Source organism: Sinorhizobium mexicanum, from assembly GCF_013488225.1.
In the GTDB taxonomy this organism is placed as follows: domain Bacteria; phylum Pseudomonadota; class Alphaproteobacteria; order Rhizobiales; family Rhizobiaceae; genus Sinorhizobium; species Sinorhizobium mexicanum.
Map to the genome: position 1 here is coordinate 737,127 of NZ_CP041241.1, position 13,094 is coordinate 750,220.

At 62.9% G+C, this 13,094-nt stretch carries 10 protein-coding genes; 8 read left to right on the forward strand and 2 right to left on the reverse strand.

Annotation, left to right across the window (positions count from 1 at the left end; translation table 11 throughout):
- Positions 1–206: 206 nt before the first annotated feature.
- Genes FKV68_RS27670 through fabI form a run of 4 tightly spaced genes read left to right on the forward strand, consistent with a single transcriptional unit; the run spans position 207 to position 5,405 of the window.
- Positions 207–2,441, forward strand: a complete 2,235-nt coding sequence (locus tag FKV68_RS27670) for a DUF3141 domain-containing protein (protein WP_180943707.1) — start codon at positions 207–209, stop codon at positions 2,439–2,441.
- 18 nt (positions 2,442–2,459) lie between these two features.
- The gene (locus tag FKV68_RS27675; protein ID WP_180943708.1) at positions 2,460–3,416 is read left to right on the forward strand and encodes a phosphate acetyltransferase; all 957 of its coding nucleotides are present in this window, start codon (positions 2,460–2,462) and stop codon (positions 3,414–3,416) included.
- A gap of 4 nt (positions 3,417–3,420) precedes the next feature.
- Positions 3,421–4,605: an acetate/propionate family kinase gene (locus FKV68_RS27680; protein ID WP_180943709.1), complete on the forward strand. Its 1,185-nt coding sequence runs from the start codon at positions 3,421–3,423 to the stop codon at positions 4,603–4,605.
- 14 nt (positions 4,606–4,619) lie between these two features.
- Complete coding sequence (gene fabI, locus FKV68_RS27685; RefSeq protein WP_180943710.1) at positions 4,620–5,405, forward strand: enoyl-ACP reductase FabI; 786 nt, start codon at positions 4,620–4,622, stop codon at positions 5,403–5,405.
- Between the two features lie 15 nt (positions 5,406–5,420).
- Here the strand turns inward: fabI and FKV68_RS27690 are convergent, their stop codons facing one another.
- Together FKV68_RS27690 and FKV68_RS27695 are read right to left on the reverse strand one after the other, a co-directional pair.
- Entirely contained in the window at positions 5,421–6,896 is a 1,476-nt protein-coding gene (locus tag FKV68_RS27690; RefSeq protein WP_180943711.1) for an NAD-dependent succinate-semialdehyde dehydrogenase, read from the reverse strand.
- Between the two features lie 128 nt (positions 6,897–7,024).
- Entirely contained in the window at positions 7,025–8,293 is a 1,269-nt protein-coding gene (locus FKV68_RS27695; protein WP_180943712.1) for a 4-aminobutyrate--2-oxoglutarate transaminase, read from the reverse strand.
- Positions 8,294–8,522: 229 nt separating this feature from the next.
- On the opposite strand from FKV68_RS27695, the gene FKV68_RS27700 reads away from it, so the two are divergent.
- The 4 genes from FKV68_RS27700 (at position 8,523) to FKV68_RS27715 (ending at position 13,088) form a co-directional block, all read left to right on the forward strand.
- On the forward strand, positions 8,523–9,347 hold the full coding sequence (locus FKV68_RS27700; RefSeq protein WP_180943713.1) for a MerR family transcriptional regulator: 825 nt from the start codon (positions 8,523–8,525) through the stop codon (positions 9,345–9,347).
- Positions 9,348–9,741: 394 nt separating this feature from the next.
- Positions 9,742–10,929, forward strand: coding sequence for an acyltransferase family protein (locus FKV68_RS27705; protein ID WP_180943714.1), 1,188 nt, complete (start codon positions 9,742–9,744; stop codon positions 10,927–10,929).
- Between the two features lie 16 nt (positions 10,930–10,945).
- The gene (locus tag FKV68_RS27710; protein WP_180943715.1) at positions 10,946–12,049 is read left to right on the forward strand and encodes a glycosyltransferase family 2 protein; all 1,104 of its coding nucleotides are present in this window, start codon (positions 10,946–10,948) and stop codon (positions 12,047–12,049) included.
- 1 nt (position 12,050) lies between these two features.
- On the forward strand, positions 12,051–13,088 hold the full coding sequence (locus FKV68_RS27715; RefSeq protein WP_180943716.1) for a glycosyltransferase family 2 protein: 1,038 nt from the start codon (positions 12,051–12,053) through the stop codon (positions 13,086–13,088).
- The last annotated feature ends 6 nt before the right edge of the window (positions 13,089–13,094 follow it).

Genomic DNA, 13,094 nt, shown 5'->3' on the forward strand with positions numbered 1-13,094 from the left:
CACGGTAACACGGCGTTGCTACGCTCATCCGACCCGCAAAATAAAATAACGCAAAATCAAAGACATCCACGGGTTTTTAACGATCGATAATGTCGCGGCCTTGCCGCCTGCCTTCTTTGACGCAGATCAACGCCCGACAAAGACGGTTGCTCATATTTGCCGATAGCAATGGGACCGACCTTCGGTCGCAGCGTGGAGTGGACATCATGCCTGAGCAATCCACCATCCCGACAACGCCAACCTTTGCCGATGCCTACGGCTATGCGCTTGATGCCTGGCAGCGCTCCATCCTGTTTCTGGACGTGATGCGGCAGCGCGGCATCCAGTACGAAGAGCATACGGCACGCGCGGCGCCCCACGTGCTCGACTACGAAGCGGAGCTCGTCTGCGACGGCCGCAAGCTTGATCGGCCGGTCAACTATGCACTCGTGCGGATCGTGCCGACCGCCGGTACGGCGATCGATCCGTTGAAAAGACCGTTCGTCGTCGTCGATCCGCGCGCCGGCCACGGGCCCGGCATCGGGGGCTTCAAGGCGGACAGCGAGATCGGCGTTGCGATGAAGGCGGGGCACGCCTGCTATTTCATCGGCTTCCTTCCCGAGCCTGTCGCGGGCCAGACGATCGAGGATATCACCCGCGCCGAGGCCGTGTTCCTCGAAACCGTGATCGCCCGCCACCCCGAAGCCGATGGCAAGCCCTGTGTCATCGGCAATTGCCAGGCCGGCTGGGCCGTGATGATCCTCGCCTCTTTGCGCCCGGAACTGTTCGGTCCGATCATCATCGCGGGCGCCCCGCTTTCCTACTGGGCGGGTGTCAGGGGCCAGTATCCGATGCGTTATTCGGGAGGGCTGCTCGGCGGCAGCTGGCTGACGGCGCTCACCGGCGATCTCGGCGCCGGCATATTCGATGGCGCCTGGCTGGTGCAGAATTTCGAGAACCAGAATCCCGCAAACACGCTCTGGACCAAGCAATATAACCTCTATTCGAAGATCGATACCGAGGCTGGCCGCTATCTGGGCTTCGAGCGCTGGTGGGGCGGCCATGTGAAGCTGAACGCCGAGGAGATGCAGTTCATCGTCGACGAGCTCTTCGTCGGCAACAAGCTTGCCGCGGGCGAGATCCAGACGTCCGACGGCACGACCATCGATATGCGCAACATCCGCTCGCCGATCGTTGTCTTCTGTTCGAAGGGCGACAATATTACGCCGCCTGCGCAGGCGCTCGACTGGATCCTGGATCTTTACGACAGCGTCGACGAGATCCGCGCGCACGGCCAGACCATCGTCTATACCGTGCATGAGAAGATCGGGCACTTAGGCATCTTCGTTTCTGCCGGTGTCGCGCGCAAGGAACACGACGAGCTTGCCTCGAATATCGACCTCATCGACGTGCTGCCGCCCGGCCTTTACGAAGCCGTGCTGGAGCCGGTGGGACCGGCGATAGAGAACAGTGATTTGGTCACCGGCGAATGGGTGATGCGCTGCGAGGCGCGCACGCTTGATGATATCCGCGCCTTCGGTGGCAACGATCTCGAGGATGACCGTCGCTTCGCCACGGCCGCCAGGGTCTCCGAGATCAATCTGGCGCTTTACCGAAGCTATCTGCAGCCCTGGATCAAGGCGATGGTAACGCCACCGATGGCGGAGGCGATGCGGAACATGCATCCGCTGCGCCTGCAATATGAAGTGTTCGGTCCACGCAATCCCGTCATGGCCTGGATCGAGGAGACCGCCAGGAACGTCCGCGACGAGCGCCAACCGGCGGCACCCGACAACCCACTCCTGGCGTTGCAAGAGAACATGTCCCGGCAGGTGGTCGACGGGTTGGAAGCCTGGCGCCAGATGGTCGAGAACCTTTCGGAGCAAACCTTTCACGCAGTTTACGGCGCGCCCGCCTTGCAAGCGGCGCTCGGCATCGACACGAAGTCCGACCGGGCTCCGCGCAAGGCGGCAAAAAACCTGCTGCACCATGCGCTCCTCGAGAACAGGATCGCGGCGCTGAAAGCTGACATGGCCACGGGCGGCCTTCGGGAGGCTCTCGCCCGGGCGCTGCTTTTTGTCGGCATAGCGCGCGGCAAGGTCGACGAGCGTGGTTTCGAAGCGGTCCGCCGGCTTCGGCGCGCTCATCCCTCCGCCAAGCAATTGACGCTTGCCGAGTTCAAGGCGCTGATGCGCACGCAATATTTCATGTTGCTGGTAGACGAGGAGGCGGCGCTTGCGGCCATTCCAAAATTGCTGCCGGAGAAAATCGAGGAGCGCCGCGCTGCCTTTGCCGCCCTTCGAGAGGTGTTGGAAGCTCCCGGACCGTTGACTGGCGTTGCCGCCGAGCGGCTGCAAATGGTTACAGCGCTTTTTGGTTTCACCAGTGAAGCACCAGTGCCTCTCGTGGTTCGCAAGGCCGCAAGTGAGCGCAATGGCGCACGTGATCGCAACGCATCCTGACCGGAGAAGGAGTTCCGAGTGTCCGAGGTGACCACGCTGGCGACCCAGCCGTCTAAATATGACCGACTGATCGAGGCCGCACGGGCCGAGGCGCCCGCGGCCACCATCGTGGCGCACCCTTGCGATGAAACGTCGCTGGGAGGTGCCCTGGAAGCCGCCGGGATGGGGCTGATCACGCCCATACTGGTCGGGCCGGAAGCCAAAATTTGCAATGTTGCGGCGGAACATGGGCTCGATCTCGGGCGGTGGGAAATCGTCGATGTACCGCACAGCCATGCCGCGGCCGCAAAGGCCGTCGCGTTGATCCGCGAAGGCAAGGGCGAACTCCTGATGAAGGGCAGCCTCCATACCGACGAATTGATGCACGAGGTCGCCGCCTCCGCCACCGGCCTTCGAACTGATCGCCGAATCAGCCACGTGTTCGTGATGGATGTGCCAGGCCACGCCGAGACTCTGTTCATCACGGACGCCGCGATCAACATCTTCCCGGACCTCGAGGCCAAGCGCGATATCGTCCAGAACGCTATCGACCTGTGGGTAACGATCGGTCTCGGCGAGCCGCGTGTGGCGATCCTTTCGGCGGTCGAGACGGTGACGACGAAGATCCCGTCGACGATCGAGGCGGCCGCACTTTGCAAGATGGCCGAGCGCGGCCAGATCACTGGCGGCCTGCTCGAAGGGCCACTCGCCTTCGACAACGCGATCGATCCGGAAGCCGCGCGCATCAAGGGCATCAATTCGCCGGTTGCGGGCCACGCGGAGATCCTCGTCGTGCCGGACCTCGAGGCCGGGAACATGCTCGCGAAGAACCTGACTTTCCTCTCCCATGCGGACGCGGCGGGAATCGTCCTTGGCGCCCGTGTGCCGATCGTGCTCACCTCGCGGGCGGATTCGGTGCGCACGCGCCTTGCATCGTGCGCCGTAGCTGCGCTCTACGCGGCACGGCGACGAGCCGCACAACTGGCGGCGGTATAGCGCCATGGACGCTCTTCTTGTCGTCAACGCCGGTTCATCGAGCCTGAAGTTCCAGGTCTTCGGCATCGCCGGCATGGACCTGACGCGCCAGATTCGCGGGAAAATCGACGGCATTGGCACGAAGCCGCGTCTGCAGGCGACGGCGGCCGACGGCAGCCGGCTCATCGACCAGACCTATGACGCGAAGGCCGTTCGCGATCTTCCGACCGCCATTGCCGAGGCCAGACGCTGGCTCCTGACGCTGGAGGGTTTCAAGTTGCGGGCGGTTGGTCACCGGGTCGTTCACGGCGGCCCGGACTACGTGCGGCCCGCGCTTATCGATGCGGGGGTGCTCGACCGCCTTGCAAGCTACCAGGATCTCGCGCCTCTGCATCAGCCGAACAACCTGGCGCCGATCCGCATGGCCATGGAGATCAATCCGGGCGTACCACAGGTTGCCTGCTTCGACACCGCCTTTCATCGCGGCCATGCCGAGCACACCGATTGCTACGCACTGCCGCGAGCCTTCTATGATGAGGGCGTCCGGCGTTACGGTTTTCATGGCCTTTCGTACGAGTACATCGCCGAACGGCTCCGAGAAGTGGCGCCGCGGGCGGCCCGCGGACGCGTCATCGTGGCTCATCTCGGTAGCGGCGCCTCCATGTGCGCGTTGCGAGAGGGTCGCAGCGTCGAGAGCACGATGGGCTTCACGGCGCTCGACGGCCTGCCCATGGGGACGCGGCCGGGCCAGCTCGATCCGGGTGTCGTCCTCTACCTGATCCTCCAGAAGGGCATGAAGGCACAAGCCGTATCGGATCTCCTTTATCATGACGCCGGGCTCAAAGGATTGTCCGGCCTCTCGAACGACATGCGCGATCTTCTCGCAAGCGATGACCCCCATGCCGCGCTTGCCGTCGCACATTTCGTCTATCGGTGTGTGCTCAATGCGGGGATGCTCACGGCGGCATTGGGAGGGGTCGACGCTTTCGTCTTCACCGCGGGCGTCGGCGAAAACTCCGCACCGATCCGCGCCCGCATTGTCGAGGGCCTCGCCTGGCTCGGGGCAGAGCTTGATCCGGCGGCGAACGAGGCCGGCGCAATGTTGATCTCCGCGGCCGCGAGCCGGGTCGCCGTTCATGTCCTTCCAACCGACGAGGAGCTGATGATCGCGCGCCATACCTTGGCGCTCATCAGCGCTCCCAACGCCTGAGCCGGAGACCACGCATGTCCATCCCCACTATGAAGGCCAAGCTTCTCGAAGGCCGCAAAGGCCTGATCGTCGGCATTGCCAACGACCGCTCCATTGCCTGGGGTTGTGCCCGCGCGTTTCGTGCCTTGGGTGCGGAACTCGCGGTGACCTATCTCAACGACAAGGCAAAACCACATGTCGAGCCGCTGGCGCGCGAGCTCGATTCGCCGATCTTCCTGCCGCTGGACATGGCGGTGCCCGGCCAGATCGAGACGGTCTTCGAGCACATCGGCGAGACCTGGGGAGAGCTCGATTTCCTCGTCCACTCGATAGCCTTCTCCCCGAAGGACACGCTCGGCGGGCGCGTGACGGACGCGCCGCGCGATGGATTCCTGACGACGATGGAGATATCCTGCTGGTCCTTCATCCGCATGGCCCAGCTCGCGGAGCCGCTGATGAAGAACGGCGGCACCCTCTTCACCATGACCTATTACGGCTCACAGGTGGTGGTGGAGAACTACAACATCATGGGCGTCGCCAAGGCGGCGCTTGAAAGCGCCGTGCGCTACATGGCCGCCGAGCTTGGCCCCAAGGGCATTCGCGTCCACGCCATTTCTCCCGGTGCCCTTGCCACCCGAGCCGCTTCCGGCATCCCGGAATTCGACGCGCTGCTCGAAAAGACGAAGCTGAAGGCGCCGGCCCACGAGCTCGTCGATATCGACGACGTCGGCATGGCGACCGCGTTTCTCGCCCATGACGCGGCGCGATTGATAACCGGCCAGGTGCTTTACGTCGATGGCGGCTACCACATCGTCGACTGACGACGCTGTTGTCGCTCAGATGTTGCCCATGCAGAGATACTTCATCTCGAGGTAGTCCTCGAGCCCATGGCGGGAGCCTTCGCGGCCGATGCCCGATTGCTTGATGCCGCCGAAGGGAGCAGCCTCGGATGACATCCGCCCGGTATTGATGCCCACCATTCCGTATTCCAGCGCCTCCGCGACGTGCCAGACCCGCTTCAGGTTCTCGGCGTAGAAATAGGCGGCGAGGCCGTAGATCGTGTCGTTCGCCTCGGCCACCACCTGCTCGGCCGTTTCGAAACGGATGATCGGCGCGATCGGGCCGAACGTTTCTTCCTGGGCGACGCGCATCTGGTGCGAAATGCCGGTCAGAACCGTTGGCTCGAAGAAAGTGCCCCTGGTGCCGATCCGCCTGCCGCCGCATCGTACTTTTCCGCCCTTGGCCAAGGCATCGGCGACATGCGCTTCGATCTTCTCAATCGCATGGCTGTCGATCATCGGGCCGATCGCGGCACCGGCAGAGAACCCGTCGCCGACAGTGAGCTCGCGCACGCGGGCGACGAATTTCTCCGCAAAAGCGTCGTGCACGGCGGATTGCACATAGATGCGGTTGGCCGAAACGCAGGCCTGGCCCGCATTGCGGAACTTGGCCTGAACGGCGCCTTCCACCGCCTCGTCGATATCGGCGTCGTCGAAAACGATGAAGGGAGCATTGCCGCCCAGTTCCAGACTGACTTTCTTGATCTGGTCGGAACATTGCCGCATCAGGAGCCGCCCGACCTCGGTGGAGCCGGTGAAGCTGATCTTGCGAACTTTCGGATTGCTGCAGAGTTCGCGGCCGATCGGGGCGCCTTCCGAGGCGTAAAGCAGATTGACGACGCCTGTCGGAAACCCTGCCTTTTGCGCGAGCACGAACATCGCGCCGGCCACGAGCGGCGTCTGTTCCGCCGGTTTCAATACGACCGCGCATCCGGCGGCGAGCGCCGGCGAGATCTTGCGCGCCACCATGGAAGCCGGGAAATTCCAGGGCGTGATGGTGCCGACGACGCCGACGGGCTGCTTGATGACGAGCATGCGGCGGTCGTTGGCCGGCGCCGGGAAGGTCTCCCCATAGACGCGCTTGGCTTCCTCCGCATACCATTCGACATAGGATGCCGCGTGAAGAACTTCGCCCTTCGCTTCCACCAGCGGCTTGCCCATTTCGGCGGTGAGGATTGCGGCAAGATCGTCGGCATGCTCGACGATCAGGTCATGCCAGCGCCGCAGGATCGTGCTTCGGTCTTTCGCGGGCTTTGCGGCCCAAAGCCCCTGCGCCGCGGCGGCCGCCTCGATCGCAGCATGTGCCTCTTCGATCCCCATGTCGGGCAGTGTCGCAAGCAATTCGCCGGTCGACGGATTGAAGATGTCGAATGTCGCGCCGGTCCACTGGCCGGAGGGGCGGGTAACGCTTGCGAGCCCGGCAAACAGGTCGGCGGCGCGAAGGTGTCTGGTTAGTGCGGCTGTCGATCCCATGGGCCGTCCTCCGGCGAGGCCTGTTGTCGTAGGGCCAAGCCTCGCTTCTTTTCTGCGGAGCGGCTGTTGCGCACTCCGAGCCGGCATCGTTGACCGGACGCCCGCGATAGCGGGCGCGCGAGTTGCCGTCAACCACGCGCCTCGAGGATCGATGCTTCGAGAATATCGAGTGCCTCCGCGAAGACTTCGTCCTGGATCGTGATCGGCGCCAGGAAGCGGATGACGTTGCCATGGACGCCGCAGGTCAGCAGGATCAAGCCCTTTTGCAACGCGATGAGGCGGATCTTGTTGGCGAATTCGGCGCTCGGCAGATTGGTTTTCACGTCGTTGAATTCAACCGCATTCATGAAACCCGGGCCACGGATATCGACGATCTCCGGCGCTTTTTCGCGGATTGCGGCGAGGCGCTGCTTCAGACGGTTGCCGAGCTGGTTCGCGCGCTCGCAGAGCTTCTCCTCCTCGATGACGTCGAGGACGGCATGGGCGGCGGCGATGCCGAGCGGATTGCCGCCGTAGGTGCCGCCGAGCCCGCCCGGTCCGGGCGCATCCATGATCTCGGCGCGGCCGGTGACCGCGGCAAGCGGGAAGCCGCCGGCGAGGCTCTTCGCCATCGTCACCAGGTCGGGCGCCACGTCATGATGCTCCATCGCGAACAGCTTGCCGGTGCGGGCAAAGCCGGTCTGGACCTCATCCGCGATCAGCAGGATGCCGTGCTGGTCGCAGATTTCGCGCAGCGCCTTCATGAACGCGGTCGGGGCGGGATAGAAGCCGCCTTCCCCCTGGACCGGCTCGAGGATGATCGCGGCAACGCGACCCGGATCGACGTCGGCCGCGAAGAGTTTCTTCAGCGCCGCAAGCGCCTGTTCGACGCTGACGCCGTGAAGCTCGATCGGGAAGGGGGCATGGAAGACGTCGGCCGGCATCGCGCCGAAGCCGACCTTGTAGGGCACGACCTTGCCGGTCAGCGCCATGCCCATGAAGGTACGGCCATGGAAGCCCCCGCCGAAGGCGACGATCGCCTGGCGGCCCGTGGCGGCGCGGGCGATCTTGACCGCGTTTTCGACAGCCTCTGCGCCGGTGGTGACGAAGATGGTCTTCTTAGCGAAGTTGCCGGGCGTGATCGCGTTGAGGCGCTCAGCGAGATGGACATAGTTCTCGTAGGGTACGACCTGGTGGCAGGTGTGGGTGAAGCGATCGAGCTGTTCTTTGACGGCTGCGATCACCTTGGGGTGGCGATGACCGGTGTTGACCACCGCGATGCCTGCGGCGAAGTCGATGTAGCGGTTGCCCTCCTTGTCCCAGATCTCTGCATTCTCGGCGCGGTCGGCGTAGATCTGCGTCGTCATCCCGACACCGCGGGAGATGGCTGCGTTCTTGCGATCGGTGAGGCTGGTCATCATCGTCGTCCTGTTTGCGAGGAGGGGAATATATTGCATTTTTTCTGCAATTTTTCCCCGGAAGTGGTACATCTTTTCGGGTGGATTGCAAATCAAATTTGGTGATCGAGACAACACCGCCACTGATGGGCGCTTCTTGTAAATCGACGGGCGCGGCGGCTAGATTGCCAGCAGTACCGACAGCCTGGAATCGCCTGGAGCGCCGATGCCGGAAAGAGGAAGTGGATCGATGAGCGGAGCCGGCAATGTGCGCTACAAGGTCGCCGAGGCGGCAAGGCTGGCCGGCGTGTCTGCGTCGACACTCAGGCTTTGGGAAACGCAGGGGCTCGTGGTACCGGAGCGTTCCGCAACGGGCCATCGGCAATATACCGAGGCGGACCTTGCCCGGCTGAAACGCATTTCCTGGTTTCGCGCCGAGCGCGGTCTAAACCCGGCCGCCATTCGCGAGGCTCTGGAGGCCGAAGGCGCGAACGACGACACCGCTCCGGCCATATTGCAGGATAGCAATGCCGATCTCCAGGTCGGCCGAAAGTTGCGGAGCCTCAGGCATGCCGCGGGCAAGACGCTCGAGCAGGTGGCAAGCGACGTCGGCATTGCCGCATCGGTCCTCTCGACCCTGGAACGCACCTCACAGGGCGTCTCCGTCGCCGTTCTTCACAATCTCGCGGAATATTTCGGCACGACTGTTTCGAGCCTCTCCGGCGAGGAGGAGCCTGAAGTACGGGCGCTCGTCAGGGCCGGCGAGTGGCGCAACTGGCCGCGCACGACACCGGGGGTGACCGTGCAATTGCTCGCCGAGGGCAGAAACCAGATGGATTGCCATCGGTTCGTGCTGGCGCCGGGGGCATCGAGCGAGGGTGCGTATCGGCACGATGGCGAGGAGTTCGTCTATGTGCTTTCCGGTCGCGTTGAGTTCATCTTGGACTCCGATCAGTTCTACGATCTTCATCCGGGCGACTCGCTCTATTTCGAGAGCCGCCGACGGCATGCCTGGTCCAATCGGCACGACGGCGAAACCGTTCTGCTGTGGATCAACACGCCGCCGACGTTCTAGTCGACGCGCCCCGACGCTCGCACGGGATAGTTGAATTAGTACAGTCTTATCGTTGCGGACTCTCGGCTGTATTGTCACGATTTCTGCAACTAATGTCGCCGACGCTACGCTCGATCTGATGTCTAATCAGACTTTAGTCCGATATTGCCGCAAAGACACACTTCAGATGTCTCAACTGCTGAAGCATTATCCTTGGCTTTAAGGTGCCAAAGTTTAGCCCTATTCGCTCCTACTGTCGCTTGGGCCGACCCTTAACCATTCGTTTACCTGCACAAATTTGAGACTCTCGCCAGAGTACTTTCACCGAAACCGGCGGCAAAAACAGAATTGCGTAGGGAGCTGGTGCCACCAGGAGAGTATCCCGCGAAGGTTTGAACTCGGAGAGGGATGTTCGATGCGGATTGCGCGCGACCGGCAGCTGGATGGGCTCAGAGCCATTGCCGTCACGATGGTGCTCTACGGACATTTTCTCGCGGATGACGGCTCCTATTGGGGCCATATGGGCGTGCGGCTGTTCTTCGTGCTGAGCGGTTTCCTGATAACCCGGCTGCTGCTCGACGCACGCGAAGATGCCCGATTCGAGCCGGCGACGGCGCTGAAATCCTTTTATGCGCGCAGGGCGCTTCGCATCTTTCCGCCCTATTTCGCGGTCCTCGGCATCGTCTGGCTGATCGACCTGGAGAGGTCCAAGACGGTGCTGGCGTGGCACGCGCTTTACCTTTCGAATTTCTGGTATGCGCTCCAAGATGCGTGGACGCCGTGGGTCCTCTGTCACACGTGGAGCCTCAGCATTGAGGAGCAATTCTACGTCGTCTGGCCGCTGATCGTCCTCATCGCACCGAGGCGCTCGATCGCAGCAATATGCGTCGGCGTCATCGTCTGCTCCGTCGCCTACCGCTTTTACTGGCCGTTCACGGGTGAGCCCTCGCTGGCTCGCGACCTGCTTCCCCCCGCCTCGATGGACGCGCTCGCCTCCGGCGCTCTGCTCGCCGCCTACCGGTCGGAGAATACGGCCTGGCCGCAATGGGCCAGATTGAGTTGGATGCCGCTCCTGGGCGCATCCGTCTTCCTATTTTGGCTCAGGCCCGCGACGTTGACGCCGATGCTGGAGTGGCTGGCCTGGATCGGGCTGGAGGTCTTTCCCCTTCTGCCTCTGACGATGCTGGTTGGTAATTGCTCAAGGGGGATCGGCGGCTACCTCGGCCGGCTGACCGAACTTCCGCCCCTGACTGCGCTCGGGCGCATCAGTTATGGCGTCTATCTCTATCATGCGATCGTACTCGCGCTGGCGGTCAAGGCTCAGCCCTGGCTTCCCGTCAATGTGTCCGAGCAGGGGCCTGGGCGGTTCCTTGTCGCCGGCGCCGCCACGCTACTAATCGCGTCAATCTCCTGGCAGATCTTCGAGAAGCCGCTCAATGCACTGAAACGGCATTTTCCATATGTCCGGCCGAGGGCATCCGGAGCTGTGTCGGCTTTCACAAATGCAGGCGCGCGGGTTGGGGGCAGGGACGCCGAGTCCCCCGCCTATCTCCCCGAACCGGTCAGCTCCCGCAAATCCCTTCAAACGTCAGATGTTCAATAACTACGCGAGCTGAACAATGCCCACGCCATTGGTCTCCGTCCTGCTGCCCATCTACAACGCGGAACCCTATCTCCCCGCGGCGATAGAAAGCGTCCTGCGCCAGGACTACGAGCACCTCGAAATCATTGCCATCGACGACGGGTCGACGGATCGTTCGTTGGAGATCCTGGAGAGGTATCGGAAAAGTGATGGCCGTATCGTCATCGTCTCGCGCGAAAACCGCGGCCTTATCGCCACGTTGAACGAGGGCCTGGCCCTCGCGAGAGGCGATCTCGTCGCCCGAATGGACGCCGACGACATTTCCTATCCGTCCCGCTTCTCGCGTCAGGTCGCGGTGTTCAGCCAACGGCCCGAGCTCGCGCTTTGTGGCACGGCGATCGACACGTTGATCGGCAATCGCATCATTCGCGGTACGCCCAACCCGATCTTTCGATCCGGAAGCCTGCGCACATTGTCGATGTTCTTCACGATCTTCATGCATTCGACCGTGGTCTACAATCGGAAGGTAATACCGGAGCCGATGCTCGCTTACGATCCGAGCTACGTGCATGCCGAGGACTTCGATCTGTTCAGGCGCATTGCCGATCGCTTGCCGGTAACGATTATCGATGAAGCCCTGGTCGCCTACCGTATCCATGGCGACAGCGTCACAAACACGCACAAGCGCCGGATGCGTCAGACCCATCTGAAGATCGTAGCCGAAAACCTTGAGCGGGAATGTCTTGTCGATGACACGAGCGCGCTCGGCGAGATCGGCGTCGCCACCACGATGGAAACGATCCGAAATCTCGCCGAATTCGTCCTGGCGCTCGAACGGAAAATTTCGTCTCTCCCGGTGGAAGTGCGGCAGGCCCATACGGACGGAGCCCTCTGTTTCTTCTATTTTCTTTATCAGCTCATAGCCGATGAAGAGCGGCCGGAACTGACCCATGCTTTCCTGACCCGGACGGGAAAATGGGGCCTAATTCGGCGCCGCGAGCGATACGGCTTGCTCGCCGGCGCGCGTGCTCCGTGGTGCAGCCGCATTTCGCTTGCCGCGACGAGGCGGGTGGACGGGCTGGCGCGGTACCTGCAATCGGTGCCCGCCGCGACCGTTCTTCCCCAGAATGGCATGGCCTAAGATGGCATCCGAAAGTTCTGCAACGGCACAAGAGCATCCCGGCGCAGTGGTCGCACGGCCGACCTCCGCGACTTCAATTCCCGGCGGGTCGCGGCCATTCGCGAGCTTCATCGTCTGCACGCGAAACCGCGTTCAGGCACTTGCCGCCTGCATCCGTTCGATCGAGACCGCATGTCTTGCATATGCTGCCATCACCAGCGAGCTGGTGATCGTCGATAACGGCTCGACCGACGGGACGCCGGACGAGCTTATCCGAATAGCGGCGGCGTCGCCTGTCGCGATGGCGCTCGTCGCCGAGCCGCGCCCGGGCCTAGCCGCGGCGCGCAACGCAGGAATGGAGCAGGCACGCGGCCGGATTCTCGTTTTCGTCGACGATGATTGCGAGGTGCACCGCCGCTATCTCAGCGATCTCGCGCGGCATTACGCCGATGGCGAACGGCGCATCATCCGCGGCGGTCGCGTCGAGCTTGGTGATCCGTCCGATCTGCCATTCACGATCAAACGATCGAGCGTTGCCGCGCGATTGACCCGCGACGTCCACCCGGGGGGCTTCGTGCTGGGGTGCAACATGACGATGCACCGCGATGTCGCGGCGCTCGTCGGCCGCTTCGACGAGCGCTTCGGGGCCGGCGCGCCGCTGCAATCGGCGGAGGATACCGACTATCTCGTACGCGCCTTTCAGCTCGATATCCCGGTGGAATACGTGCCCGACATGACCGTCTATCACCACCACGGCCGGAAGGCTCGCGAGGCCATCGAGAAGCTGCACCGCAACTACAGCCTCGGCAACGGCGCGCTTTGCTTGAAGCACCTATTCAAGGCGCCATGGCTGCTCAAGCACTTCTGCTGGACGGTGAGGTCCGCTTGCGGCCAAACCCTCGGCGGTGAGAGGTTCGACCCTGAACTCCAGCTATCCCATTGGCCGATCGTGTCGATGAACCTGCTTGGTGCTGCAAAGTTCGCGCGCCTCGCCGCGACCGGCCCGGCGCCGCGGGCAGAGCTGCGTCAGATCGACCAGACAACGGCAAAGTTAGGGTGAGGGCGG

Bases quoted from the DNA above. Each gene is read 5' to 3' on its own strand.
- FKV68_RS27705 (WP_180943714.1), top strand. From the start codon at position 9,742: ATGCGGATTGCGCGCGACCGGCAGCTGGATGGGCTCAGAGCCATTGCC.
- FKV68_RS27695 (WP_180943712.1), bottom strand. From the start codon at position 8,293: ATGACCAGCCTCACCGATCGCAAGAACGCAGCCATCTCCCGCGGTGTC.
- FKV68_RS27680 (WP_180943709.1), top strand. From the start codon at position 3,421: ATGGACGCTCTTCTTGTCGTCAACGCCGGTTCATCGAGCCTGAAGTTC.
- FKV68_RS27710 (WP_180943715.1), top strand. From the start codon at position 10,946: ATGCCCACGCCATTGGTCTCCGTCCTGCTGCCCATCTACAACGCGGAA.
- FKV68_RS27715 (WP_180943716.1), top strand. From the start codon at position 12,051: ATGGCATCCGAAAGTTCTGCAACGGCACAAGAGCATCCCGGCGCAGTG.
- FKV68_RS27700 (WP_180943713.1), top strand. From the start codon at position 8,523: ATGAGCGGAGCCGGCAATGTGCGCTACAAGGTCGCCGAGGCGGCAAGG.
- FKV68_RS27690 (WP_180943711.1), bottom strand. From the start codon at position 6,896: ATGGGATCGACAGCCGCACTAACCAGACACCTTCGCGCCGCCGACCTG.
- FKV68_RS27670 (WP_180943707.1), top strand. From the start codon at position 207: ATGCCTGAGCAATCCACCATCCCGACAACGCCAACCTTTGCCGATGCC.
- fabI (WP_180943710.1), top strand. From the start codon at position 4,620: ATGTCCATCCCCACTATGAAGGCCAAGCTTCTCGAAGGCCGCAAAGGC.